The sequence below is a fragment of the Dyella subtropica genome, from assembly GCF_026283965.1.
GTDB lineage: Bacteria > Pseudomonadota > Gammaproteobacteria > Xanthomonadales > Rhodanobacteraceae > Dyella_D > Dyella_D subtropica.
Genome location: NZ_JAPDPD010000017.1, coordinates 22,014 through 44,018, shown reverse-complemented (window position 1 = coordinate 44,018; position 22,005 = coordinate 22,014). Strand labels below are relative to the sequence as shown.

The 22,005-nt window shown below is 64.3% G+C and carries 22 protein-coding genes; 7 read left to right on the top strand and 15 right to left on the bottom strand.

Annotation, left to right across the window (positions count from 1 at the left end):
• Positions 1-485 precede the first annotated feature (485 nt).
• Both OUZ45_RS15115 and OUZ45_RS15110 read right to left on the bottom strand, forming a co-directional pair.
• Positions 486-1,433, bottom strand: coding sequence for a complex I NDUFA9 subunit family protein (locus OUZ45_RS15115; protein WP_266170962.1), 948 nt, complete (start codon positions 1,431-1,433; stop codon positions 486-488).
• Between the two features lie 18 nt (positions 1,434-1,451).
• Complete coding sequence (locus OUZ45_RS15110) at positions 1,452-3,533, bottom strand: transglycosylase SLT domain-containing protein (protein ID WP_266170961.1); 2,082 nt, start codon at positions 3,531-3,533, stop codon at positions 1,452-1,454.
• Between the two features lie 201 nt (positions 3,534-3,734).
• Here OUZ45_RS15110 and OUZ45_RS15105 point away from each other — a divergent pair, with 201 nt between their 5' ends.
• Positions 3,735-5,330 (top strand): glycoside hydrolase family 17 protein, encoded by a 1,596-nt coding sequence (locus OUZ45_RS15105; RefSeq protein WP_266170960.1) that lies wholly within the window; start codon positions 3,735-3,737, stop codon positions 5,328-5,330.
• Here the strand turns inward: OUZ45_RS15105 and OUZ45_RS15100 are convergent.
• From OUZ45_RS15100 to OUZ45_RS15080, 5 genes are all read right to left on the bottom strand, one after another.
• Positions 5,253-5,669 (bottom strand): hypothetical protein, encoded by a 417-nt coding sequence (locus tag OUZ45_RS15100; RefSeq protein ID WP_266170958.1) that lies wholly within the window; start codon positions 5,667-5,669, stop codon positions 5,253-5,255. The genes OUZ45_RS15105 and OUZ45_RS15100 overlap by 78 nt on opposite strands.
• A complete protein-coding gene (locus OUZ45_RS15095; RefSeq protein WP_266170957.1) occupies positions 5,666-6,475 on the bottom strand; it encodes an endonuclease/exonuclease/phosphatase family protein in 810 nt (269 codons plus the stop codon). The genes OUZ45_RS15100 and OUZ45_RS15095 overlap by 4 nt, the downstream gene beginning before the upstream one ends.
• A gap of 100 nt (positions 6,476-6,575) precedes the next feature.
• The gene (locus tag OUZ45_RS15090; RefSeq protein ID WP_266170956.1) at positions 6,576-7,229 is read right to left on the bottom strand and encodes a thiol:disulfide interchange protein DsbA/DsbL; all 654 of its coding nucleotides are present in this window, start codon (positions 7,227-7,229) and stop codon (positions 6,576-6,578) included.
• Between the two features lie 44 nt (positions 7,230-7,273).
• Positions 7,274-8,167, bottom strand: coding sequence for a thiol:disulfide interchange protein DsbA/DsbL (locus tag OUZ45_RS15085; protein WP_266170955.1), 894 nt, complete (start codon positions 8,165-8,167; stop codon positions 7,274-7,276).
• Positions 8,168-8,230: 63 nt separating this feature from the next.
• On the bottom strand, positions 8,231-9,007 hold the full coding sequence (locus OUZ45_RS15080) for a c-type cytochrome (RefSeq protein WP_266170954.1): 777 nt from the start codon (positions 9,005-9,007) through the stop codon (positions 8,231-8,233).
• Positions 9,008-9,131: 124 nt separating this feature from the next.
• Here OUZ45_RS15080 and yihA point away from each other — a divergent pair, with 124 nt between their 5' ends.
• A complete protein-coding gene (gene yihA / locus OUZ45_RS15075; RefSeq protein WP_266170953.1) occupies positions 9,132-9,770 on the top strand; it encodes a ribosome biogenesis GTP-binding protein YihA/YsxC in 639 nt (212 codons plus the stop codon).
• A 215-nt stretch (positions 9,771-9,985) separates the two neighbouring features.
• Here the strand turns inward: yihA and OUZ45_RS15070 are convergent, their stop codons facing one another.
• Positions 9,986-10,477 (bottom strand): GAF domain-containing protein, encoded by a 492-nt coding sequence (locus tag OUZ45_RS15070; RefSeq protein ID WP_266170952.1) that lies wholly within the window; start codon positions 10,475-10,477, stop codon positions 9,986-9,988.
• A gap of 59 nt (positions 10,478-10,536) precedes the next feature.
• Here OUZ45_RS15070 and OUZ45_RS15065 point away from each other — a divergent pair, with 59 nt between their 5' ends.
• The 4 genes from OUZ45_RS15065 (at position 10,537) to dcp (ending at position 14,577) form a co-directional block, all read left to right on the top strand.
• Positions 10,537-11,217 (top strand): TMEM175 family protein, encoded by a 681-nt coding sequence (locus OUZ45_RS15065; protein ID WP_266170951.1) that lies wholly within the window; start codon positions 10,537-10,539, stop codon positions 11,215-11,217.
• Positions 11,218-11,219: 2 nt separating this feature from the next.
• Positions 11,220-11,891, top strand: a complete 672-nt coding sequence (gene bioD / locus OUZ45_RS15060; RefSeq protein ID WP_266171040.1) for a dethiobiotin synthase — start codon at positions 11,220-11,222, stop codon at positions 11,889-11,891.
• Positions 11,892-11,926: 35 nt separating this feature from the next.
• A complete protein-coding gene (locus OUZ45_RS15055; RefSeq protein WP_266170950.1) occupies positions 11,927-12,277 on the top strand; it encodes a hypothetical protein in 351 nt (116 codons plus the stop codon).
• Positions 12,278-12,375: 98 nt separating this feature from the next.
• Positions 12,376-14,577: a peptidyl-dipeptidase Dcp gene (gene dcp, locus OUZ45_RS15050; RefSeq protein ID WP_266170949.1), complete on the top strand. Its 2,202-nt coding sequence runs from the start codon at positions 12,376-12,378 to the stop codon at positions 14,575-14,577.
• Between the two features lie 50 nt (positions 14,578-14,627).
• On the opposite strand, the gene OUZ45_RS15045 is transcribed toward dcp, so the two are convergent.
• The 4 genes from OUZ45_RS15045 to bufA2 all read right to left on the bottom strand — a co-directional run bounded on the left by OUZ45_RS15045 (position 14,628) and on the right by bufA2 (position 17,587).
• Positions 14,628-15,494 carry an AraC family transcriptional regulator gene (locus OUZ45_RS15045; RefSeq protein WP_266170948.1) on the bottom strand — a complete coding sequence of 289 codons (867 nt, stop codon included), beginning with the start codon at positions 15,492-15,494 and terminating at the stop codon, positions 14,628-14,630.
• 125 nt (positions 15,495-15,619) lie between these two features.
• A complete protein-coding gene (locus OUZ45_RS15040; RefSeq protein WP_266170947.1) occupies positions 15,620-16,399 on the bottom strand; it encodes an HvfC/BufC N-terminal domain-containing protein in 780 nt (259 codons plus the stop codon).
• Positions 16,396-17,247, bottom strand: a complete 852-nt coding sequence (bufB, locus tag OUZ45_RS15035) for an MNIO family bufferin maturase (RefSeq protein ID WP_266170946.1) — start codon at positions 17,245-17,247, stop codon at positions 16,396-16,398. The genes OUZ45_RS15040 and bufB overlap by 4 nt, the downstream gene beginning before the upstream one ends.
• 61 nt (positions 17,248-17,308) lie before the next feature.
• The gene (gene bufA2 / locus OUZ45_RS15030) at positions 17,309-17,587 is read right to left on the bottom strand and encodes a BufA2 family periplasmic bufferin-type metallophore (RefSeq protein ID WP_266170945.1); all 279 of its coding nucleotides are present in this window, start codon (positions 17,585-17,587) and stop codon (positions 17,309-17,311) included.
• 307 nt (positions 17,588-17,894) lie between these two features.
• Here bufA2 and OUZ45_RS15025 point away from each other — a divergent pair, with 307 nt between their 5' ends.
• On the top strand, positions 17,895-18,356 hold the full coding sequence (locus tag OUZ45_RS15025) for a DoxX family protein (protein ID WP_266170944.1): 462 nt from the start codon (positions 17,895-17,897) through the stop codon (positions 18,354-18,356).
• Positions 18,357-18,418: 62 nt separating this feature from the next.
• Here OUZ45_RS15025 and OUZ45_RS15020 read toward each other — a convergent pair whose 3' ends face one another.
• The 3 genes from OUZ45_RS15020 to OUZ45_RS15010 form a co-directional block, all read right to left on the bottom strand.
• The gene (locus OUZ45_RS15020) at positions 18,419-19,786 is read right to left on the bottom strand and encodes a glutamate--cysteine ligase (protein WP_266170943.1); all 1,368 of its coding nucleotides are present in this window, start codon (positions 19,784-19,786) and stop codon (positions 18,419-18,421) included.
• Positions 19,787-19,852: 66 nt separating this feature from the next.
• On the bottom strand, positions 19,853-21,277 hold the full coding sequence (locus tag OUZ45_RS15015; protein WP_266170942.1) for a sensor histidine kinase: 1,425 nt from the start codon (positions 21,275-21,277) through the stop codon (positions 19,853-19,855).
• Entirely contained in the window at positions 21,252-21,917 is a 666-nt protein-coding gene (locus OUZ45_RS15010) for a response regulator (RefSeq protein ID WP_266170940.1), read from the bottom strand. Before OUZ45_RS15010 ends, OUZ45_RS15015 begins: the two co-directional genes overlap by 26 nt.
• Positions 21,918-22,005: the final 88 nt, after the last annotated feature.

Below are 22,005 nucleotides of genomic sequence, written 5' to 3'. Positions count from 1 at the left end.
GGATTCTGCCATGGGCACTTGTCTTTGCTTCCTCTCCCCTCGGGGGGAAGGGTTGGGGTGAGGGGCTGGCGCTCACGACGCCACTTCTACTTCGTCATTCCGGCGTAGGTCGGAATCCAGCGGCGTTGTCGCTCGATGTTCGTGTTGTCGCAGTCTGGCTCGCCTGCGGCGGGCTTCCGTCCTCCTGCCGGAGGCCGGGTCACTTTTCTCTGTTTGGCCAGAGAAAAGTAACCAAAAGAGAGGCCACCCCGGTTCCGCGCCCTTCGGCTTCGCCTGCGGGTTCGTGAGGTCTGGCCGGGCTTTTCGACACGACATCCCTGTCGTGTCGAAAAGGCGCAGGCATCCATGCCTGCGCCCCCTGCGGGGCCTGATCGTCCAGCCCTCACCGCTGCACAGGGGACCCCTGAAGATCAAAAGCGGTAGAGCAAGAGCAGCGCTCCGTTAGGTGAGCGGTAACGAACCCCGGCCTGCCGATTCTTCCCGCTTCAATGCCTCGAGCGAAACGTCACTCGCGCATGGTCCAGTCGTCGTTGCCGCACGGATCCGCTGAGCAATACCGGCAGCCACGGTGTGAGTGCCTGCGGGACGATGCCGAGGGCGGCGTAGCCGTCTTGCTTGCCGACGGAGTCGGTGCGCAGCGAAAGGAAGTTGTCGCGGGAGAAGGGTTTGCCGGGGATCAGTTCGGCGAATTGCGCCTGCAGTCGTCCCAGGCTGTCGGGTAGTTCCAGGATCGGCGTGCGTACGCCGAGGGTGTCGCGGATATTGCGCACGATCTCGCCCAGGGTCAGTACCTCGGGGCCGTACAGTTCGAAGCTGCGATCCAGGCTCAAGGTGTCGTCGGCGACGCAGTGTGAGATGGCGTCGGCGACATCGCCGACGTAGGTCGGTGCGAGCCGCGACGGCGCGCGTGCGAGCGGCAACACGGGCATTTTGTGCAGCAGGTTGGCGAAGCGGCTGACCAGGCCATCGTTGGCGCCGAACATGACGCTGGATTGGTAGATGGTCCAGTCGAGGCCTGACTGGCGCACGATGTTTTCCGCTTCGCCGCGCGTCTTGAGGTACTGCGACAGACCCTGGCCGGCCTTCAACGAACTCATCAGATGCAGGCGCGAGACGCCGGCGGCATGACAGGCCGCGGTGACGCGCCGTGGCAGTTCGACGTGGGTTTCCTGGAAGGTGTAAGGCCCTTGCGGGTTGAGGATGCCGATCATGTGGATCACCGCATCGGCGCCTTCGAACTGGCGCCGCAGCGCGTTGCCGTCGTAGACGTCGACGCTGCGGATCTCCACGCCGGGAACCACGAACAGTTCGCGGCGCCGCTCGCGGTTGCGCGAAAGCAGCACAATTTGATGGCCATCGGCGGCCAGGCGCGGCACGAGGTAGCTGCCGACGAAACCGGTGCCGCCGAGGATGACCAGTTGCTTCGTTTTCATGGCGATCGCACCTTATGACTAGCGCGCGGAGCCCGAGGTGGTGGTGGGCTCCATGCTGGTGGCTGACGCGGCGACAGAGCCGGTGTCTGCTGGTGCTACGGGTGCTGTGACGACCGGGCATGCCGCCGGTCTGCGTGCTGTCTGGCCATCTGGAAGTTTATACGCCTGGCCGATCGCCGGCATGCGTTCGGCCAGTGTGGTGGCCTTGCCGTTGAGGCGCCAGTCGTAGATCACGGCGAAAGCCATCACGCGTGCCACGTATTCACGGGTTTCCTTGAACGGGATGCTGGCTACAAATAGATCCGGCGCCAGCGAGCCGCGCGCAGCCAGCCACTGATCAACCCTGCCGGGGCCGGCGTTGTAGGCGGCACTGGCCAGCCATGGCGCGCCGTTGAAGCGCTCGGCCATCTGGGCCAGGTAGCGGGTGCCCAGGATGATGTTGGTGACCGGGTCGTACAGCGAGTCGCCACCCTCCCAGGTCAGGCCGTTGCGTTTGGCGACCAAGGCGGCGGTGCTGGGCAGTAGCTGCATCAGGCCGCGCGCATCGGCGCCGGAGCGCGCGTCGCTCATCCACGCGCTTTCCGCGCGCAGGATGGCGTAGGCCCAGGAAGGGTCGATACCGGCCTGTTTGGCCTGCGGCACGACGCCATCCTGGCTGGCCAGTGGAAAGCGCTGCTCGTAGTGGCGCAGTGCGTCGCCGCTGTTGAAGTTGAACACCGCGCGGTCGTACCAGCCGCGGCGGTAGGCGAGATCGGTGGCCAGTTTCACTGTGGCAGGGTCGGCGCCATCCAGCGCCTGGGTCCACTCGCGGCGGGCCTGTTTCGGCAGGTCCACGGCGTACAGCTCGAAGGCGCGCAGCAGGCCGCGATTGGCCAACAGCGCCTGCTCGCGCTGCGGGTCGCTTGGCAGCGCGAGCGGGCAAATCGCATAAGGCGCATCGAGGCGATCGGCGGCGAGAAAACCGAAGAAGGTCGGCTCCTGCGCCAGCGTGGCGAGCAGTTTGCGTGCTTCGGCGTCGCGATTCAGCGCGGTCAGGGCGCGGGCGCGGAACCAGCGCCATTCGCCATCCTGTTGCTGGGTGGCGGGCATGGCGTCGACGGCCGCGAGTGCGGCCTTCCAGTCCTGCTGGGAGAGCGCCACGCGCACACGCCATTCACGACTCGCATCGGTCTGGGCGCTGGCGGGTAGGGCGGTGAGGCGTTGCAGGGCGCTTTCATCGAAATCCGTGGCGTGAAAGACGGCCAGGGCGTTCAGCACGCGTCCGCGCTGCTCGGGAGTGAAGTTGAAGCGGTTCTGCAGTTTCTGCCATGCCGTATCGGCGACAGCCGACTGGCGCCGCGCCAGACGCTCCAAGGCGAGCATGGCGGCCTGTCGATGGCGCGGCGTGTCCGGCCAACTGTTGGCTTCCACCACGGCACCGCCCGGGTCACGCAAGGCCATCGCCAAGCGCTGTCCGGCTTGCACTTCATCGGCTGGTAGCCAGCCGGCCAGCGACGCGATAGTGCCGCCCTGCGCGGCGTCCGCGGCACGATCGATACGCGCCCACAGGCGCGGGCCGGTCAGCAGGCCCTGGTCGTGCGCCGTGTTGAGCACCGGGTCGCAGGCGCTGGGCAGGCTCGGTTTGTTCCACAGCGTGGCCAGGTCACGGTCGAAATCCAGTGTGCCACCGTTGGCCAGCTGCGCCTGCAGCGCGTTGCAGCTCAGGGCGTCGCCCATGCCGGGCTGGTAGAGCGAGAGGAAGCCAGCCCAATCCTTGCGGCGCGCCAGTTCAAGCAGGTAGTCGCGGCGCAGATCGCTGGCGGGAATCAGGTCGGGATAGCGCTTGAGGTAAGCGTCCACCGGCGCGCGCTCGAGCTGGCGCAGGTCATGCATGAGCGCGGCGGCTTCCAGATAGGGGTACAGCGGATAGTCGGTCAGGCCCTTGGCCAGGGGGCGCCAGCTATCGCCACCTTGCTGGGCGGTGGCATACGCCTGCTTGAAGGTCGCGCGCTGGGCGGCGCTGGGTTCGGCCGCCATGGTGGCGCTTCCGGCGAGCAGCCAGCCGGACAGAACAATGAGCACCTTGCGGGTGAGGCGCCGTGGCGCAGCGTGATGGGGCATGACAACTCCTTGAGCCGATCTATTCGCAGTGTAAGAGCCCGCCCTGCTCCAGCTGCGGTGTCTGGTGCGCACGGCAGGGTGGCAAATCGCCGCTGAGCGGGGCGTTAAAACGTTGGTGACACGGCGCGGGCTTTGCAGGGTGCCTGATAGACTTGCGCGCTTTCCAGGCGCCGCGGTTGGCGCAGACCCCACAGGTAGCGCATGTCGTCATCGCCCTCGCCTTCGTCCCGTGCGCGCACCTTCGTGTGGCTGGTTCTGGTGCTTGCTGCTTGCACGGGCGCACTGTGGTGGTGGCTGATCGGCCGGCCGGTGGCACTGCCGGAAGCGCCGTCGGCGCGCATCGCCTGTGTGTCTTACGCGCCGTTCCGCGAGCCGGGCGAAACGCCTTACGACCTCAAGGCTTTCGTCAGCCCCGAGCGCATCGACGCCGACCTGCGTGCCTTGTCGCAACGCTTCGATTGCGTGCGCACCTACTCGCAGGGGCAGGGCTTGAGTGCGGTACCGGAGATTGCTGGTCGCTACGGCATGAAGGTGCTGATGGGCATCTGGTTGGGTCGCGATCCGGTGGCCAACGCGGAGCAGGTGAAGCTGGGCATCGCTTTGGCGAATGCCCATCCGGAAGTGCTGCGCGGCGTGATCGTCGGCAACGAAGTGTTGCTGCGCGGTGAGCTGTCGTCGAAGGCATTGTCGGGCTATGTGCGCCAGGTGCGCGACGCGGTGCCGCGCTCGGTGCCGGTGAGCTACGCCGACGTGTGGGAGTTCTGGCTGCGCTATCCCGAGATGGTGGACGCGGTGGACTACCTCACCATCCACATCCTGCCGTACTGGGAAGACCAGCCAGTGCCGCCGGAGCGCGCGGTGCGCCACGTGGCCGATGTCTATGCGCAGGTGAAGAAAGCTTTCCCCGGCCGCGAGGTGATGATCGGCGAAACCGGCTGGCCCAGCGCCGGCCGCCCGCGTCGCGCAGCGAGCGCCAGCGTGGTGAACGAAGCGCGCTACATGCGCGAGTTCCTGCAGTACGCCGGCAGCGTGTCGATGCCATACAACGTGATCGAGGCGTTCGACCAGCCATGGAAGCGCGCGCAGGAAGGTACGGTGGGCGGTTACTGGGGCATCTTCGATGTCAACGCCAAGCCGAAGTTCGCCATGCAAGGCCCGGTGACGGAAGAGCCGCGCTGGTGGCTGGGCTGGGTCGCCGGTGTCGTGGGCATGTGGCTGTTCGCGCTGGCTGGGCTATGGCGGCGCGATTGGCGTGGCGTGCGTGGATGGGCGGTACTGAAACTGGCGGGCTTTGCGAGCGGTACCGCGCTGGCATGGCAGTACCGGCAGATGTTGTATGCCTGCCGCAATGCTTTCGAGTGGACGCTGTCGATCGGCGCCTGCCTTATCGCACTGGGTACGGCCATCGTGCTGGCACGCTGGATCGCGGCTCGCCTCGTCGGCGCGCCACGTCAACCGATACCCGGTGGCTGGCTACGTTTTGGATGGCTGTTCGTACTGGCGTTGGAAGGTTTGTTGCTGGTGTTCGACGGCCGTTACCGCGACTTCCCGCTGGGGCTGTTCGCACTGCCGTGCATCGGTTTCGCGCTGGCCGGATGGCTGGATGGTTGTCGCGATACGCCAGGCTTGCAGCTGGAAGAACGCTTTCTCGCGTTCTGGCTGCCTGCGCTGGCTGCCGTGGTAGTGGTGCAGGAGATCGGATTGAATCCGGTGGCTTGGTTATGGCTGGGTTTGAACCTCGTTATCGCCTTGCCCGTCTTCGTCGCCTGGCAACGTTCCCGCCTGCAGGCGCAGTAGGCGCAGACAGCCCACCAGCACGGCGAAGGCGCCGGCTTCGTAGCAGTACATCTGCAGCGCGAACAGGCCCACCGCAGCGGCCAGCCAGGCTGTAAAGGGATGCTTCCAGGCCAGCGCCAGCGCAGCCACCACCAGTGCCGCCCAGCCATAGCCGTAGTTGAGAAAGCCAAGCACCACCGCCTGCCGCCATGGGCACCAGACCGGGTTGGTGGCGGCGCCATCGCATAGATGCGCCATGTCGCTGGGCTCGATCACGCCATAGCGGATAACGGCCGTGAGCAGGCCGACGATGGCGAGCAGCAGCCAGGGCAGGGAGAGACGCAGCAGGGTTGGTTTCATCGGCGAAGTTTATGCGCGCGTGGCGCGACGTGGTTGGGCAGGCGAATTTCCGCTGCCAGCGGCAAGTGATCGGAGAACGCCTGCGGTAGCGCCCACACCTTGTCCAAGTGGATCGCGTCGGTGGTGAGGATGTGGTCCAGCGCACGGCGCGGCTTCCAGCTGGGGAAGGTCGGTGTCGGATGCGGCGGCGGGGTAAGGTTGGATCGGGCGAACAGGTGTCGCATCTCGTTGCTGCCCGCGTCGGTATTCAGATCGCCCATCAGCACGGCGTGCGGATAGTCCTGCAGCACCTCGGCGATGAAGGCGAGTTGGCGCGCACGCGCCGGAGCGCTGAGCGAGAGATGGGCAATCATCACGGCCAGCGCGTCGTTGCCTTCGCCGAAGCGCGCCAGTAGGGCGCCGCGTCCGGGAATGCGGCTGGGCAGGGGATAGTCCAGTACGCTGCTCGGTTCCAGCCGGCTGATGAGGCCGTTGGCGGAATGCGCTAACCGCGCCATCGGCCGGTTCGGCTGGTGGCTCCAGAACGGCATGCCCGATGTTTCGGCCAGATAACGCGTCTGGTTGAGGAAGCCCGAACGCAGACTGCCTGCATCGGCCTCCTGCAGACCGATCACGTCGAACTGTGGCAGCACTTCGGCGAGGCGATCGAGATTGTCCAGCTTGTTGCGGCCGGGCAGCACCGCGTTGATGCTGCGCGTGAGGTATTCGCTGTAGCGCTGCACGCTGGCGCCCGCAAGGATGTTGCAGCTCAGCAGTCGCAGGCGACGTTCGGGTGCGGCGGCTTTAGGAGGAGCGGCGCGGTTCATCGGGTCACGGTGCACGGGTGGGGCATCAGCGATATCGGCAAGCATGCCCAGCCGGACGTGAATACAGGGCCGTCGAAGGGACGGCCCTGCGAGGTGGGGCTTACTTGCCGTTGAGTTCGCGTTTGACCAGCCACTGGGTGAGGGCGGAGAGCTGGTCCAGTGTTTTGATTTTCTCATTGCGGTACTTGCCGTCGACCACGATGGTCGGCGTGCCGTCGATCTGCCATTTCTGGAAGAAGGTCATGTCGCGCTTGATCTGCGCGGTTACTTCGTCCGAGCTGGCGATGCTGAGGAACTTGGCGCGGTCCACGCCCTTGCTGGCGTAGAAGTCGGCCAGTTCATCCAGCGTCGAGATCGGGTAGTGCTCGTCGAACTTGGCCTGGAACAAGGCCAGGTGGGTCTGGTCCACTACACCTAGCTGCTTCGCCGCATAGAAGGCGCGGGCATAAGGCAGCCACTCGTCGTTGAACGCGGCCGGCACCAGCTTGAACACCACGCCAGCCGGCAGTTGCTTACGCATTTGCTCGGCGATCGGCGCGAAGTGTGCGCAATGCACGCAGCCGTAGGAGAACACCTCGACCACTTCCACCTTGCCGTCACTGCTGTAGCGCTGTGCGGGGGCCGGCAGGGTCACGTATTCGGTGCCCTCGGTGTAGGGGGCGGGCGCCGAAGAGTTGGACGCCGTGCAGGCGCTGGTCAGCAACAGACCACCGACAAGGGCGACGACGCGCAGACGGGCAAAACGCTTGAACATGAATATCTCTCCGCGAAAACGACGGTGGTGCCGCCCTGGATGCTTTACTTGCCGGCGGCTTCTTTCGCCACGAGCCAGCGGGCAAGCTCGATCGCCTGCGAATAACCGCCGGCGCTAACGCCGTCAAAGCGATACTTGCCGTCGACGATAATGGTCGGCGTGCCTTCGACACCGTAGGCCTTCACCAGCTCGTCGGCACGCTTGACCTTGGTGTTGATGGCAAACGAATTGGCCACAGCGACGAATTCCTTCGGGTCTGCGCCGAACTTGGCGTAGACCTTGGCGGTGTCCTCGATGGTGGGCAGTGCCGACATGGCCTTCAGGCTCTGGCCGCCGGGCTTCATCGCGCTCAGCTCACCGCTCTTCCACACCGCGTCGTAGACCGCGTCATTGCCCTTCTCGGCGACGCCCAGTGCCTGCGCCGTGAGGTAGGCGCGCTGAAGCATCGGCCAGTTTTCCTGCGGCATGAACGAGGCAGGCAGGTAGGCGATCACCGCACCGGCCGGCATGTTCTTGGCGAACTGGTCGACCAGCGGATGGAACTGGTTGCAGGCCGGGCAGCCGTACGAGAACACCTCGACCACTTCGATCTTGTCGGTGTCGGTCATCTTCGGCTGAGCCGGCTCGATGCGGAAGTAGTGCTTGCCCTCGACCCACTTGCCATCGTCCACGAACGGCTCGGCCTTGGCGGACGCGGTCGGCGTTGCAGCAGCGGGCGCGGCTTCCGGCTTGGCGCTGTCAGCAGCTGGAGTGGCGGCAGCGGTGCTGGCCGCGGCGGGTGCAGGGGCCGAGGCCGGAGCAGCCGGTGCTGGCTGCGCGGGTGCGCTGGCGGCCGGCGTCGGAGCGGGCTGCTGAGCGGCGCTGCCGTTGTCGCTGTTGCTGCTGCATGCGGCAAGCGCGAACAGGGCGGTACACAGGAAAGGCAGGCGTTTCAGCATGAGATACCTCGGAAAGTCGTGACGTAAAACGATAACGCCGGCCCCGGGGCCGGCGTTGATCGATCAGGGCGTGGCAGGCTTGCTGGCGGCGCCTTCGGCGGCGTGCAGGCCCTCGATATAACTGGCCAGCGCGGCGATATCCTTGGCGTCGAGCTTCTGCGCGATGCCCGGCATGATCTTGGCGTGGGCGTCGTCACCCCAGCTGGTGCCATCGTGCATGGCTTTCAGCGTGGCCTCGATGTACTGGGCGTGCTGGCTGGTCAGCTGCGGGTACATGGCGCCCGGGTTGCCGCGGCCGTCGATGCTGTGGCAAGCCATGCAGGCCGGGATGCCGCGGGTGTTGTCGCCTTCGCGGTACAGCTTCTGGCCGTGCTCGACCAGCGCCGCATCGGCCACGCCCGGCAGGGCGGTCTTGGTGGCGAAGTAGGCGCCGATGTCGCGCATGTCCTGATCGGACAGCGGGGCGGCCATGCCCATCATGATCGGGTTCTGGCGCTTGCCGCTCTTGAAGTTGGTGAGCTGGTGAGCGATGTACTGCTGGCTCTGGCCGGCCAGCTTGGGATACTGCGCGTCGCTGGAGTTGCCGTCCATGCCGTGGCAGGCGCCACAGGCGGCGGCCTTGCCGGCACCGGCGCTGGCATCGCCCAGCTTGGCCCCGGCGGGTGCTTCGGTAGCGGGAGCAGCGGCGTGCTCAGCGCTGGTGGCGGCAGCTGGCTGGGCGGTGGCCGCGGCGGCGGGCTTGGCGTCCTGCGCCGCAACCACACCGGCGGATAGCGCGAAAACGAAGGCTACGGCATATCCAAGAACAGCGGGCCGGGAACCAGCGGGCCGAAAACTCATACACTTGTCTCCAGAAAAACTGCTATGGCTGCACGGCGCGCGACGTTGCGGCGCTGTAACTGGCAGAAACTTTGGAATTATCCCTGCCGCGCCGTAGCCGGTCAAACCAGAAGATTCTCTATATATGGCCTCCAATCCCCTTCAGGGTGCCCAGTTCGTGCTGGCCGCTCATCGCATCCACCAATTGCCTGCCGATCAGGGTGCGGAAGTGGCCTTCGCTGGCCGCTCCAATGCCGGCAAGTCCAGTGCCCTGAATGCCCTGACTGGGCATCGAGGATTGGCGCGCACCTCCAAAACACCCGGCCGCACGCAACAGATGGTGGCGTTCTCGATGCCATCGCTGGCGCAAGGCGATGGCCAGCCGCCGCTGCAGGTGCGTCTGATCGACCTGCCCGGCTACGGCTACGCCAAGGTGCCGCCGGAGTTGCGCGACCACTGGAAGCAGGAAATCGATGCTTACCTGCACCAGCGCCGCAGCTTGCGTGGCGTAGTGCTGATCGCCGACATCCGCCATCCGCTGAAGGAATTCGACCGGATGATGCTGGAGTTCTGCTTCCAGACCCATCTGCCCTGTCACTTGCTGCTGACCAAGGCGGACAAGCTCTCGCGCGGGCAGGCCGCGCAGGCGCTGGCCGCGATGCGCAAGCAATTCGGTGTCGAGGGTTTGCAGGCGTCAGTGCAGGTGTTTTCCTCCAGCGAAGGCACGGGCGTGGAGGAAGCGCGTGAGGCAGTGGTGACATTTCTGCGCCAGCCGCGCGAGTAAGAGCCTGCTCAAAATCTCTACGGCGGCAAAGATGGAGCGGTACTGAGGGATGTGTTCTGTGTTCGCGACGCCCGCTGCGTAAGCGGCCAGGTCGCGATCCCCCAACATCAAAGCAATAAACCGCGACCCAAAGGCTTACCTCCCCGCGCGGAGGGCGAGCAGTTCAATATAGAACCAGAGATTTCGAACAGGCTCTAAGCGTGGCTGGCCTGGTATCAGGTGTTTACGGCTTCCATGAAAACAGCGCACAGCGCTTCCATGCCGGCGCGGTCCTCCTCGTCGAAGCGCGCCACCACCGGGCTGTCCACATCCCACACGCCGAGCAGGGTGCCGTCCGCCTTGACCAGCGGCACCACGATTTCCGAGTTGGACGCCGCATCGCAGGCGATGTGGCCTTCGAAGGCGTGCACGTCACCCACTAGCTGGGTCTCGCGCGTTTGCGCCGCCGTGCCGCAGACGCCGCGTCCGATGGCGATGCGTATGCAGGCCGGTTTGCCCTGGAACGGGCCGACCACCAGCTCCTTGCCGTCGTATAGATAGAAGCCGGCCCAGTTCAGTTCGGGCAGGCTGTTGAAGACCAATGCAGCGAAGTTCGCGGCATTGGCGATCAGATTGGGTTCGTCCGCCAGCATGCCGCGGGCTTGCGCGCACAAATCCTCGTAATGCTCACGCTTGCTGGTATAGGTTTGCGTGGCGACTTCGAACATAGCGTGGGTCCGGGCGGAAAGCTCGTATTATGCGCCCACCATTGACCAGGGACGCTGGGATGAACGCGATCGTGCATCGGGAAGGCGTGGAAGCAGGCCGGCTGGACATGTTCGTCGACGGCGCCTTCGCCTTCACCCTGACCTTGCTGGTGATCGGCGGCGGAGTGATTCCCAGCAGCACCGACAAATTGCTAATTGCTCTGGGCGGCATCCCCGCCTTCGCCGCCAGCTTCTTCCAGATCACCTTCTTCTGGCACGGCCACGTGCGCTGGCGCGAGCGCTGTCCTGAGAGCGACACGATGAGTCGCTGGCTGTCGCTGCTGCTGGTGTTCTTTGCGCTGATCTTCATCTATCCGTTGCACATGGTGTTCGCCAGCGTGTTCAACGGCATCAGCCCCATCTTTCCGAGTGAATTTCGCCCGGCGAGCACCGCGGACATGCGCATCCTGTTTGCCTGCTATGGCCTTTGCTACGCCTGCATGGCGGGCACGTTGACGGCGTTGTTTCACCATGCGGCACGCCGTGCGGAGCGCGAGGGCTTCGATGCAAGGGAGGCGCAGCTGGGTCTGTGGATATGGAGCGTACCGGCGGTGATCGGCCTGGTCTCCGCGTTGGTGGCTCTGTTGATGCCGCTGGAAGCACCAGGCTGGCTATGGGCGCTGCCGGGCTGCATGTACTCGTTGTTGTTCCTGATCGGCCCGGTGGCCGCGCGTTTCCGTCGCCGGTACGGCATGGCATGAGCATGCAGGCCGTCTTTATCGCCGGCACCGATACCGGCATCGGCAAGACGCACGCCGCCTGTGCACTGTTGCATGCTCTCCGTAACGCTGGCGAAGCCGCCTGCGGCATGAAGCCGGTGGCGAGCGGCTGCATCGATACGCCGGACGGCCTGCGTAATGAGGACGCGCTGGCTCTGCAGGCGGCCAGCAGCGTGTCCGTGCCCTACGAGCTGATCAACCCGATCGCTTTGCGCGAGGCATTGTCGCCGCATCTTGCGGCAGCCCATGCCGGCGTAACCATCTCGCTGCCGCCGCTGCGCGATGCGTTCGATGTTTTGAGCGCGAGTCATGACAAAGTGGTGGTGGAGGGTGTCGGCGGCTGGCTGGTGCCGTTGGCGCGGGGGCTGTCGGCGGCGGATATCGCGAAGGCGTGGCGCCTGCCGGTGATCCTGGTGGTCGGCCTGCGGTTGGGTTGCCTCAGCCATGCCTTGCTCAGCGCGCGGGCGATCGTCGCCGACGGCTGCGAGCTGATCGGCTGGATCGGCAATCTTGTGGATCCGGCCATGCTTGCCGCGGAAGAAAACCTGGCGACCTTGCGCGAGTTGCTGCCGGCCCCTTGCCTTGGCGTACTGCCGCATGGTGTCACGCCCGCGCAGGCGGCCAGTGAGCTTGACGTCAGCGCGATGGTGGATTGAGTTTGATATAGAGGAACTTCGCGAAGGAGCATGCCATGGCTGGTCGCAGTCACTACTTTCTGTCCATCGCCGATCTCGCTCACGCACGCGGCGCGGATCCGTTGCTGAGCTATGACGGCGCCGGGCCCAATGATTTTGCCGCCACCTTGCAGGAAGCCCTGCGCCAGCCCGGCCTGTTCGAACGCTGGCGCGTCACGCAGCCCGAGCCGGACGAAGTGGACCCCGCACTCGGCGCCACCGATCTCGACGCATCGGTGAATGCGCGTGTGGCGGATTTGCATACCGACGTCGATCTGATCACCAACCTGCCGATGCGCATCGTGCGCCATCGCTTGAACCTGCTGATAGGGCCGAGCTGGCAGTTGCGCGACATGCGTTCGGCTTAAGATTTGTCGTGGTACGACGGCGGTAGCTGACTTCCGGCTCTTGGAAGAAGCTGCCGGCTATGGTTAAAGTCAAAGGCTGTCATCACCTAGGAAAACCGATGCCTCGTCTCCGCGCACTCGTGATTGCCACGTCGATCGCCCTTGCTGCCTGTTCGCAGCCGTCCAACGATGCCGCCAAGTCCAGCGAACAGCCTGCATCGGCATCGACCGCCAAAGCCGGGTCCACCGCGACGGCCGAAGCCAGCGCGGCCAACCCGTTCTTCGTTGCCAGCACGCTGCCGTTCCAGGCGCCGCCGTTCGACAAGATCAAGGAAAGCGATTACCAGCCGGCGATCGAAGAGGGCATGAAGCAGCACCTCGTCGAGATCGAGAAGATTGCCAACAACTCGGAAGCGCCGACGTTTGAGAACACCTACGTGGCGATGGAGAAATCCGGTGCGCTGCTGACCCGCGTGCAACGCTCGTTCGACGCCGTCACCGGCGCCAACACCAGCGATGCGCTGCAGAAGGTGCAAGAAGAAGAGGCGCCCAAGCTCGCCGCACACCAGGATGCCATCTATCTCAACGACAAGTTGTTCAAGCGCGTCGAAACGATCTATGAGCAGCGTGATGCGCTGAAGCTCGATCCGGAATCGCTGCGCCTGGTGGACGTGGTCTACAAGAATTTTGTGCTCGCCGGCGCCAAGCTGTCCGAGGCTGACAAGGCCAAGCTGAAGGATCTCAACAAGGAAGAGTCCACGCTCAGCACGCAGTTCACCAACAAGTTGCTGGCCGCGACCAAGGCCGGTGCGCTGGTGGTGGACGACAAGAGCAAGCTGGCCACCCTTTCCGATGGTGACGTCGCCGCTGCCGAGCAGGCCGCCAAGGATCGCAAGCTCGACGGCAAGTGGGTGCTGCCGCTGCAGAACACCACGCAGCAGCCGGATCTGCAGAATCTGACGGATCGCGCCACGCGCGAAGCGATGTTCAAGGCTTCGTGGGATCGCGCAGAACACGGTGATGCCAACGACACCCGCGCCATCATCGAGCGCATCGCGCAGCTGCGTGCGGAGCAGGCCAAGCTGGTCGGTTTCCCGAACTACGCCGCTTGGAAGCTGGAAGACCAGATGGCCAAGACGCCGGAGGCGGCGATCAAGTTCATGCAGAACCTGGTGCAGCCCGCCACGACGCGTGCGCAGGCCGAGGCTAAGGACATCCAGGCGGTGATCGATCAGCAGAAGGGTGGTTTCAAGGTCGAGGCCTGGGACTGGAGTCACTACGCCGAGCAGGTGCGGAAGGCCAAGTACGATCTCGACGAATCGCAGATCAAACCGTACTTCGAGCTGGATAACGTGCTGCAGAACGGCGTGTTCTACGCGGCCAACCAGCTCTACGGGCTGACCTTCAAGGAGCGCAAGGACATTCCGGTGTATCAGCCGGATGTGCGTGTGTTCGAAGTGTTCGACAAGGACGGCACGTCGCTGGCGTTGTTCTATTGCGATTACTACAAGCGCGATAACAAGAACGGCGGCGCCTGGATGAGCAACTTCGTCGACCAGTCGAAGCTGCTGGGCACCAAGCCGGTGATCTACAACGTCGCCAACTTCACCAAGCCGGCACCGGGCCAGCCGGCGCTGCTGTCGTTCGACGACGTGACCACCATGTTCCATGAGTTCGGTCATGGCCTGCACGGCATCTTCGCCAACGCGCAGTACCCCACGCTCTCGGGCACCTCGACGGCGCGCGACTTTGTTGAATTTCCGTCGCAGTTCAACGAGCACTGGGCGACCGACCCGAAAGTCTTCGCCCACTACGCCAAGCACTATCAGACCGGCGAGGCGATGCCGCAGCCGCTGGTGGACAAGATCAAGAAGGCGGCCACCTTCAACAAGGGTTACGACATGACCGAGCTGGTCGCCGCCGCCCTGCTCGACATGAATTGGCACAGCCTCGGCACCGACGCGCCCAAGCAGGACGCCGACAAGTTCGAGGCCGATGCGCTGAAGAAAGACAAGATCGACCTCAGCTACGTGCCGCCGCGCTACCGTTCCAGCTACTTCCAGCACATCTGGGGTAATGGCTACGCGGCCGGCTACTACGCCTACCTGTGGACGCAGATGTTGTCCGACGACGGCTTCGAGTGGTTCAAGGAGCACGGTGGTCTTACCCGTGAGAACGGGGACCGCTTCCGCGACATGATTCTCTCGCGTGGCAACACCGTGGAACTGGGCCAACTGTACCGCGACTGGCGCGGCAAGGACCCAAGCGTGGAGCCGATGCTGGTCGATCGCGGGTTGAAAGAAGCGCCAAAGAAGAAGTGAGTTGCGCCTCTGATGAATGATGAAAAGGGCCGGCTTTGCCGGCCCTTTTTTTACGCCGCACAAACGTCCGCACGAACCCTGCCCGGACAAACTCCGCTGACCCGTTTGAACAGGCGGCGGAATGCCGCTTCGCTGCTATAGCCGAGTTGCTGGGCAATGCCCGCCACCGATTGCTGCCTATCGCGCAGTAACTGTTCGGCGATGCTTACGCGCCATTGCGTGACGTATTGCATCGGGGGGATCTTCATCAACTGCGTGAAGCGTTCGGCAAACGCGGAGCGCGACAGGCAGGCGAGTGAGGCCATCGATTGCATGGTCCAGGGGTGGCCGGGGTTCTCGTGCACGGCCTGCAAGACCCTGGCGATGCGCGGATCGGCCAGCGCGGCAAACAGGCCACGGCGTTCGCCGGCACGATTGGCGTAATCGCAAACGGCAAGCGCGAACAGTGTGTCGGCGAGCTTGTTCAGCAGTACTTGCCGCCCAACGTGCCCTGTGTTGACGATGTCGACCATCATCGTCGACAGCTGCCGGAATGTAGGATCAGCTTCTTTCGCACGCACCGCGAAGCAGGCCGGAAGCGCATGACCGAGAGGGTGCTGCGAATGTCCCGGGAAATGCAATTCGCCGCAGATGAGGCTGGTTTGGTCGGTGAGCTTCATGCCCATTTCCCCATCGACACTCAGGCGATGTGGATCGCCATGCGGGAAGATGACCAGGTCACCGGTCTCCAGTTCCAGTGCTTGATCGAGTACCGCGCCCTCGACCTTGCATCGTCCGACGCCCACCAAATGAAACAAGCCGCAGTGGTAGCGGGGTTCATCGAGGAACCAGGAGCCGCAGCGATGCAGTTCGGCAATCACGTCCACGCGCAGCATCGACTGGCTCAGCAGTGATTCGAGCGCAGGCTCGATCGGCATCGGGCGCGACCCCTGGGATAAGGCGTGAGATAGAGCGGGATGGTGTTCGATGTACACGGGCGATCCTTCCGTCGAGTAACACTCAGACTCCATTTCGCCGGAAGTACGTCACGGGTTACATGCGGCTAGGCCAGCTCCCAGCCGCTGATCAGGCCATCATCCAGCCACTGGCGCAGCAGCGCCGCCATGCGTGGCAGCGCGTTTGACGGATCATGGTGTTCGGTCAGGCGCTCGCAGAGCTGGGCGAACGTTTCATGCTGCGTCGCACCAGTCAGTGCGGATAGTTCATCCGCCTCGACAAGGCGGTAACGCACGGTCAGCAACTGCCGCCAGACCAGCAGATACCGTGGCTTGTCGTAGTGGCGCAGGCGAGGTCGCTGCTTGTTGCCATCGGCCGCGCGGCGGAAGGCATCCACGTTGTACGGACTGGCGAGGATCTGTAGGTGGCTCTGCGAGCGCAGACGCAGCGCTGCCCACGACTCGGCAGGCACATCGACAAGAGCAGTGGCGCTGAGCGTCGGCTCGTCCGTGGCATCGAACGCGGTGGAAATGGCCCAGTCCAGGCGTGCCATATCGGCCAGCTCGGGTTTGTCGCGCCAGGGCAACCCGTATTCCAGAAAGGCGGCCAGGCCCGCACCGTGCCAGCGGATGTTGTAGTGCCCGGAGGGGTGGGTTTCGATATAGCTCTCCAGCAAGTGGCCGAAACGCCGGCCTGCCATGAGGCCAAGCCCCGGATATTCCGTACCCAGCGCATCGCGCAGGCGTATGCGATAGCCGTTCCGGTAGATGGCCAGCCGGCTCGTTGTATCGGCGGAGTTGTCGCCGCACAAATCCCGCAGCCGTGGCGCTCTGTCGGCGAGTACCGCCTGCAGAAGGCGTTGCTGAAGCGTCTGCAGGTTGCTCATGCCGCTTCCCGGAGAAGTGGCGCTGCGAGCAGGCGTGCGTGGTCGAGTTCGGCCAGCAATTCGGCCAGCGGCGGAATGTGATCGTCGCGCTCGATCATGGTCGACACCTTGCCGTAGCGACGCACCGCTTCGACATAAAGATTCCAGACCGGGTCGATGATCGGCGCGTCGTGCGTGTCGATGAGCAGTCGATCGCCGTGCTCATGCCCGGCCAGATGAAACTGCTGAACCCGCGATGCAGGTATGCCGTCGAGATAGTCCAGCGGAGAAAAGCCGTGGTTGTGCGCGCTGACGTAGATGTTGTTGATGTCGAGCAGGATCAGGCAATCGGCACGTTCGGCGACGGCCGCCAGAAATTGCCATTCCGTCAGTTGTGATTCGGCGAAGCTGATATAGCTGGAAACATTCTCCAGCAGAATGCGCCGCCCCAGTACGTCTTGCACGCGGCGTACACGATCGACCACGTGAGTCAGCGCTTCTTCGGTGTAAGGCAATGGCATCAGGTCATGCAGATTGATCCCTTGCACGCCCGTCCAGCACAAATGATCCGAGATCCAGGCCGGTTCGACGCGCCGCGCCAATGCGGCAAGTCGCGCGAGATAACCGTCGTCCAACGGATCCGCACTGCCAATCGACATCGACACGCCGTGCATCACTAACGGAAAGCGCTCGCGAAATTTCTCCAGCCATACCAGCGGGCGGCCGCCGGGAATCATGTAGTTCTCGGAAACAATCTCCAGCCACTCGACGTTGCCGGGATGTTCGAGCAACGTTTCGTAGTGATCGACGCGCAAACCCAGGCCGTAACCCAGGTAAGGCAATGAGTGGGAGTGTGTCTGGGTAGTCATGGCAAACGGGTCTTGAGCGGGCGGGGCTTGCACCATGAGCCGGCAAGCCCCGCCGCGTGCGTCAGGCGGACTTCTTCGCTTCGGCCTGGGCGGCCTCGCAGTCCTTCTGGGTCTTCTGCATGGTGAAGCCCTGGCCCTTGCATGCGTTCTGACCCTTGCACGCATTGGTGGCCTGCTTGCAGGCGCCGTGGCCCTTGCAGGACGACGAGTTCGTGCACTTGACGCTGGCGGTATCGCCCGTGGCAGTCTTGTCGGCAGCCGAGGCGGACATCGTGGTGACGGCGAACAGACCGGCGACCATCATGGCCATCGCGGCGCCGTTGAGTTTGTTGGTCTTCATGGATAACTCCTGCTGGGTGGTGTGGGCCGCAAGCGGATGCGGCAGGTGGAAAAGGTTTCGCCGAGTCCAGTCCGTAGACGACGGTGGACGGTCCTGGCGTATGCATTCTCCGTAGCCGGTGGGTGGCTGACTGTTCCCAGGCATCCCGTTTTTGTACCCGATCGTCCGGCATGGGAGGTCTTCCTCGAGCGCCAAGCATGACCGGACAAATAGCAAGAAAGCGTGGACGCCTGAACATGGCGGGGGCCGATCGGCGCACGCATGATGCGGGCACTGCACTTTGACCAGACTCTAAGGGACTCCCACGATGCGACAGATGATCGCTGCCAAGGCCTCGCGCCTGCTTGAGATGCTTCATACCGGCCGTTGGCTGGGCCCGTTGGTCATGCGGCTGGTGTTCGGCTATTTCTGGCTGGAGACGGGTATCTCCAAAGTACATAACCTTGATGGATTTACGCAGCGGTTTATGGGTTGGGGCATTCCCTTTCCGGCGTTCAGCGCAGGACTGTCGGCGTGGGTCGAGCTGCTGGGTGGCTTGCTGCTGATGCTGGGGTTGTTCACCCGCCTTGTGTGCATCCCCATGCTCGTCAATATGGCGGTGGCGGTAACCCTGGTTGTTTCGAGCAACCTGATGGGCCTGGACGACTATGTTGAAGCCGACGAAGTGGTGTACAGCCTGATCTTCTTCTGGCTGCTGATCGCCGGACCGGGCAAGGTCAGCCTCGATACCCTGGTGGCCCGCTGGCTGGGTATTCGCACGCAGGGCTGATGAATGCGCCTGGGGCTTCTCCCCCGTGCACCCATCGGTGAACGGGGGAGAGGATGAAGGGCTTAGTAGGCGAACTCGTGGAATGCCGGGTCGACGCTGCCGCCCCACGCGCTGTTGAAAAGCTCCAGCTTGCGTTCGGCGGGCGTCTGGTTGGCCTCGACGATTTCGATCAGCGGTTCGAGGAAGATGCTCTCGTCCGCACCGTTGCGGTTGAGTTTCTGGCGGCGCTTGAGTCCGTGCGCTGCGATCTTCAGCGTCTCGGCGGCCAGTTCGCGCACGCTGTAGTTGCGGAACGGCAGTTTCAGCGCGTGCTTCGGCACGCCGTCGCGCAAGGCATGGCGTTCGGCGCGGTTGAAGTCCTTGACCAGATCCCATGCGGCGGCAAGAGCCTCGTCGTCATAGAGCAGACCCACCCACAAAGCGGGGAGGGCGCAGAGCCGGTTCCACGGGCCGCCGTCGGCGCCGCGCATTTCCAGGTACTGCTTGAGGCGTACTTCGGGGAAGGCAGTGGTGAGGTGATCGGCCCAGTCCTTCATGGTGGCTTTCACACCAGGCAGCGCTGGCAGATCACCCTTCATGAAGCGCTTGAAGTCTTGCCCGGCCAGGTCGATGTAGCGGCCGTCCTGGTAGCTGAAGTACATCGGCACGTCGAGGATGTAGTCGACATAGCGCTCGTAGCCAAAGCCGTCTTCGAACACGAAGTCGAGCATGCCGGTACGGTCGCCGTCGGTATCGGTCCACACATTGGAGCGGTATGACAGATAGCCGTTTGGACGTCCTTCCGTAAACGGCGAGTCGGCGAACAGCGCGGTGGCGATGGGCTGCAGCGCCAGGCTGGTGCGGAACTTGCGCACCATATCCGCTTCACTGGAGAAATCCAGATTGACCTGCACGGTGCAGGTGCGCGTCATCATGTCCAGACCGAGCGAGCCGACCTTGGGCATGTACTCGCGCATGATCTTGTAGCGACCCTTGGGCATCCACGGCATTTCGTCGCGGCGCCATTTGGGCTGGAAGCCCATGCCGAGGAAACTGATGCCGAGATCGTCGGCGATCGAGCGCACTTCCTCGAGATGCGTGTTCACCTCGCAACAGGTCTGGTGGATGGTTTCCAGCGGTGCACCGGAGAGCTCCAGCTGACCGGCAGGCTCCAGCGTGATCGAGGCCTTGTCGCGCGATAGCGCCACTGGGTTCTCGCCCTCGCGTGCCACATCCCAGCCATAGCGTGTGGCCAGCCGTTCCAGCAAGACGCGAATGCCGCGCTCGCCATCGAAGGTAGGTGGGCGCAGGTTGTCGCTGAGGAAGCCGAATTTCTCGTGCTCGGTGCCGATGCGCCAGGCTTCGATGGGCTTTTCGCCGGCGGCGAGATAGTCAGTGAGCTGCTGGCGGTCGCCAATGGGCGTGCTCTTGACGGCACTGGGTATGGACACGGGTGACTCCTCAACGGGGCAGACCCCACAGTGGGGGTGTTCCGCACATTTTCAAAGTGCCGTACGTCAGCCTGCCGACGAAGAGCGGCGAGCGTCGGGATCCGATGCCGGGAAGTCGATACGCATGCGCGTGCCGCGGCCGCAGCGGCCGTCGAGGATGCTGAAACTGGCGCCGTGGGCGCGGGCGGATTCCTCCACGATCGACAATCCAAGGCCGCAACTGTCGCCGCCGCTGTCCTTGCCGCGATAAAAGCGTTCCTTCACGCGTTCGCGCTCGGCCGCTGGAATACCGCTGCCGGTGTCGTCGACCTCGAGGAACGGCTGGCCCTGCGTCATGCCGCAGCGGATGGTGACGTGGCCGCCGGGTGAGGTGTGGCGGAAGGCATTGTCGAGCAGGTTCATCAACAGCTCGTGCAATACCCAGTACACGCCGGTGACCTCCGTCGGCTGGCAATCCGCGCCCAGGTCAATGCCGTGCGACAGCGCGCGGTCCAGCGACGCGCCGATCACCTCGGCCACCAGCGTGGGTAGCTCGATGGGCAGGAAATGGCTGGGGCGGTGGGCTGACGGCTCGGCGCGCGCCAGCGCAAGCAGTTGGTTCGCGGTATGGGCCAGGCGATCGATGCCGCCGTGCAGCAGGTCGATGCGGGCTTGCAAGGGCGTGTCAGCGGCTTCGCGCCCGAGTACTTCCAGTTGCGCTTTCAGGCCGGTGAGTGGCGTGCGTAGCTGATGCGCTGCGTTGGCGAGGAAATGCTGCTGCGCCAGAGCGGATTCGCGCACCGTGCCCAGCAGGGTGTTGAGCGAGTCGACCAAAGGCAGTACCTCGCTCGGTACTTGCTCGGTGGGCAGTGGACTCAGAATGTGCGCCGGCCGTTGCGAGATCTGCTCGCGCAGGCGCTGCAGCGGGCGCAGCGCCACGCTGATGCCGAGCAGGGCGATGCCGAGCACCAGCAGCATTTGCACGCTGTCGTTGATGCCGAAGGACACATCCATCTGGTGCACGGCGCGGTCGCGGCGATGCGGTGTCTCGCCCGCGGTGATCACCAGCGACTCGCCAGCCTCGGTGAGGCGGTAGCTCACCAGGCGCAGGTTCATGCCGTGGTATTCGGCGTCCTGGTAGGTGAATTCGTCATGGTGGCGTGCGGGTACCACGGGAAGATCGGCTGAGCCGGCCAGGGTCGCGCCCTGCTCATTGCTGACGCGATAGAAGAACTGCTCTTCCGGCAACGCGCGCAACGGCAGCGGGTGGTCAGGCACGGTGATGTCGAACTGGCCGCCCGGCTGGCGGTGAATCTGCGCCGCGATGGTCAGTGCCGCGTGCGATAGCGAGCGATCGAAGGCGGCATAGATCGGACTGACGATGGAATGGTGGTCAACGGCAATGCCGATCACCAGCATCAGCGCCAACGGGGCCAGCAGGTACCCAAGGAGGCGACGACGTACGCTGGGGCGGAACCGCTTGATATCAGCCGTCCTCGAGGCGATAGCCAAGCCCGCGGATACCGCGGATCGAAGCGGAGTCGCCCAGCTTGCTGCGCAGGCGCGACACGTGTACCTCGATGGCGTTGCCGGAGATGTCCTCGCTCCAGCCCGCGATGGCCTGGGTCAGGCGTTCTTTGCTCACCACCTTGCCGCTGTGATGGGCCAGGCATTCGAGGATCGACCATTCGCGGCGGGTGAGTTCCAGCGCTTCGCCGGCGGCATTGAGCGCGCGGCGTCCGGCCAGGTCGATGCGCAGGCGGCCCACGGTCAGCTCGTTCGCGGTGGCGGCGCTGGCCCGGCGGATCAGCGCGCGGCAGCGGGCGGCCAGTTCCGGCAGGGCGAAGGGTTTCACCATGTAATCGTCGGCGCCCAGGTCCAGCGTCCCGACACGGTCGTCCAGGCTATCCCGGGCGGTCAAGATCAGCAGGGGCAGGGCCTTGCCGGAGCGGCGCAGCCGGCGCACCAGGCTGAAGCCGTCTTCGCCTGGCAGCCCGAGGTCGACGATGGCGAGGTCGTAATGGGCGCTTTCCATCATGCCGGTGACCGGTTCGGCCACGCCGGTGTGGTCCACCACATAGCCCTCGCCGGTTAGGCCACGCACGATGCCATCAGCAACCAGCGGATCGTCTTCGACAAGCAATATGCGCATACGGGCTACAGTGGAAAGGGTCCGGGCAATGCTAGCAGTTGCGTGGACGGTCGAAACAGCGGGTGCTGAGCGGCCAAAAGAAAGGCCG

Coding starts and splice junctions, on each gene's coding strand:
- OUZ45_RS15115 (WP_266170962.1), bottom strand. CDS start 1,433: ATGAAAACGAAGCAACTGGTCATCCTCGGCGGCACCGGTTTCGTCGGC.
- OUZ45_RS15110 (WP_266170961.1), bottom strand. CDS start 3,533: ATGCCCCATCACGCTGCGCCACGGCGCCTCACCCGCAAGGTGCTCATT.
- OUZ45_RS15105 (WP_266170960.1), top strand. CDS start 3,735: ATGTCGTCATCGCCCTCGCCTTCGTCCCGTGCGCGCACCTTCGTGTGG.
- OUZ45_RS15100 (WP_266170958.1), bottom strand. CDS start 5,669: ATGAAACCAACCCTGCTGCGTCTCTCCCTGCCCTGGCTGCTGCTCGCC.
- OUZ45_RS15095 (WP_266170957.1), bottom strand. CDS start 6,475: ATGAACCGCGCCGCTCCTCCTAAAGCCGCCGCACCCGAACGTCGCCTG.
- OUZ45_RS15090 (WP_266170956.1), bottom strand. CDS start 7,229: ATGTTCAAGCGTTTTGCCCGTCTGCGCGTCGTCGCCCTTGTCGGTGGT.
- OUZ45_RS15085 (WP_266170955.1), bottom strand. CDS start 8,167: ATGCTGAAACGCCTGCCTTTCCTGTGTACCGCCCTGTTCGCGCTTGCC.
- OUZ45_RS15080 (WP_266170954.1), bottom strand. CDS start 9,007: ATGAGTTTTCGGCCCGCTGGTTCCCGGCCCGCTGTTCTTGGATATGCC.
- yihA (WP_266170953.1), top strand. CDS start 9,132: ATGGCCTCCAATCCCCTTCAGGGTGCCCAGTTCGTGCTGGCCGCTCAT.
- OUZ45_RS15070 (WP_266170952.1), bottom strand. CDS start 10,477: ATGTTCGAAGTCGCCACGCAAACCTATACCAGCAAGCGTGAGCATTAC.
- OUZ45_RS15065 (WP_266170951.1), top strand. CDS start 10,537: ATGAACGCGATCGTGCATCGGGAAGGCGTGGAAGCAGGCCGGCTGGAC.
- bioD (WP_266171040.1), top strand. CDS start 11,220: ATGCAGGCCGTCTTTATCGCCGGCACCGATACCGGCATCGGCAAGACG.
- OUZ45_RS15055 (WP_266170950.1), top strand. CDS start 11,927: ATGGCTGGTCGCAGTCACTACTTTCTGTCCATCGCCGATCTCGCTCAC.
- dcp (WP_266170949.1), top strand. CDS start 12,376: ATGCCTCGTCTCCGCGCACTCGTGATTGCCACGTCGATCGCCCTTGCT.
- OUZ45_RS15045 (WP_266170948.1), bottom strand. CDS start 15,494: ATGCCGATCGAGCCTGCGCTCGAATCACTGCTGAGCCAGTCGATGCTG.
- OUZ45_RS15040 (WP_266170947.1), bottom strand. CDS start 16,399: ATGAGCAACCTGCAGACGCTTCAGCAACGCCTTCTGCAGGCGGTACTC.
- bufB (WP_266170946.1), bottom strand. CDS start 17,247: ATGACTACCCAGACACACTCCCACTCATTGCCTTACCTGGGTTACGGC.
- bufA2 (WP_266170945.1), bottom strand. CDS start 17,587: ATGAAGACCAACAAACTCAACGGCGCCGCGATGGCCATGATGGTCGCC.
- OUZ45_RS15025 (WP_266170944.1), top strand. CDS start 17,895: ATGCGACAGATGATCGCTGCCAAGGCCTCGCGCCTGCTTGAGATGCTT.
- OUZ45_RS15010 (WP_266170940.1), bottom strand. CDS start 21,917: ATGCGCATATTGCTTGTCGAAGACGATCCGCTGGTTGCTGATGGCATC.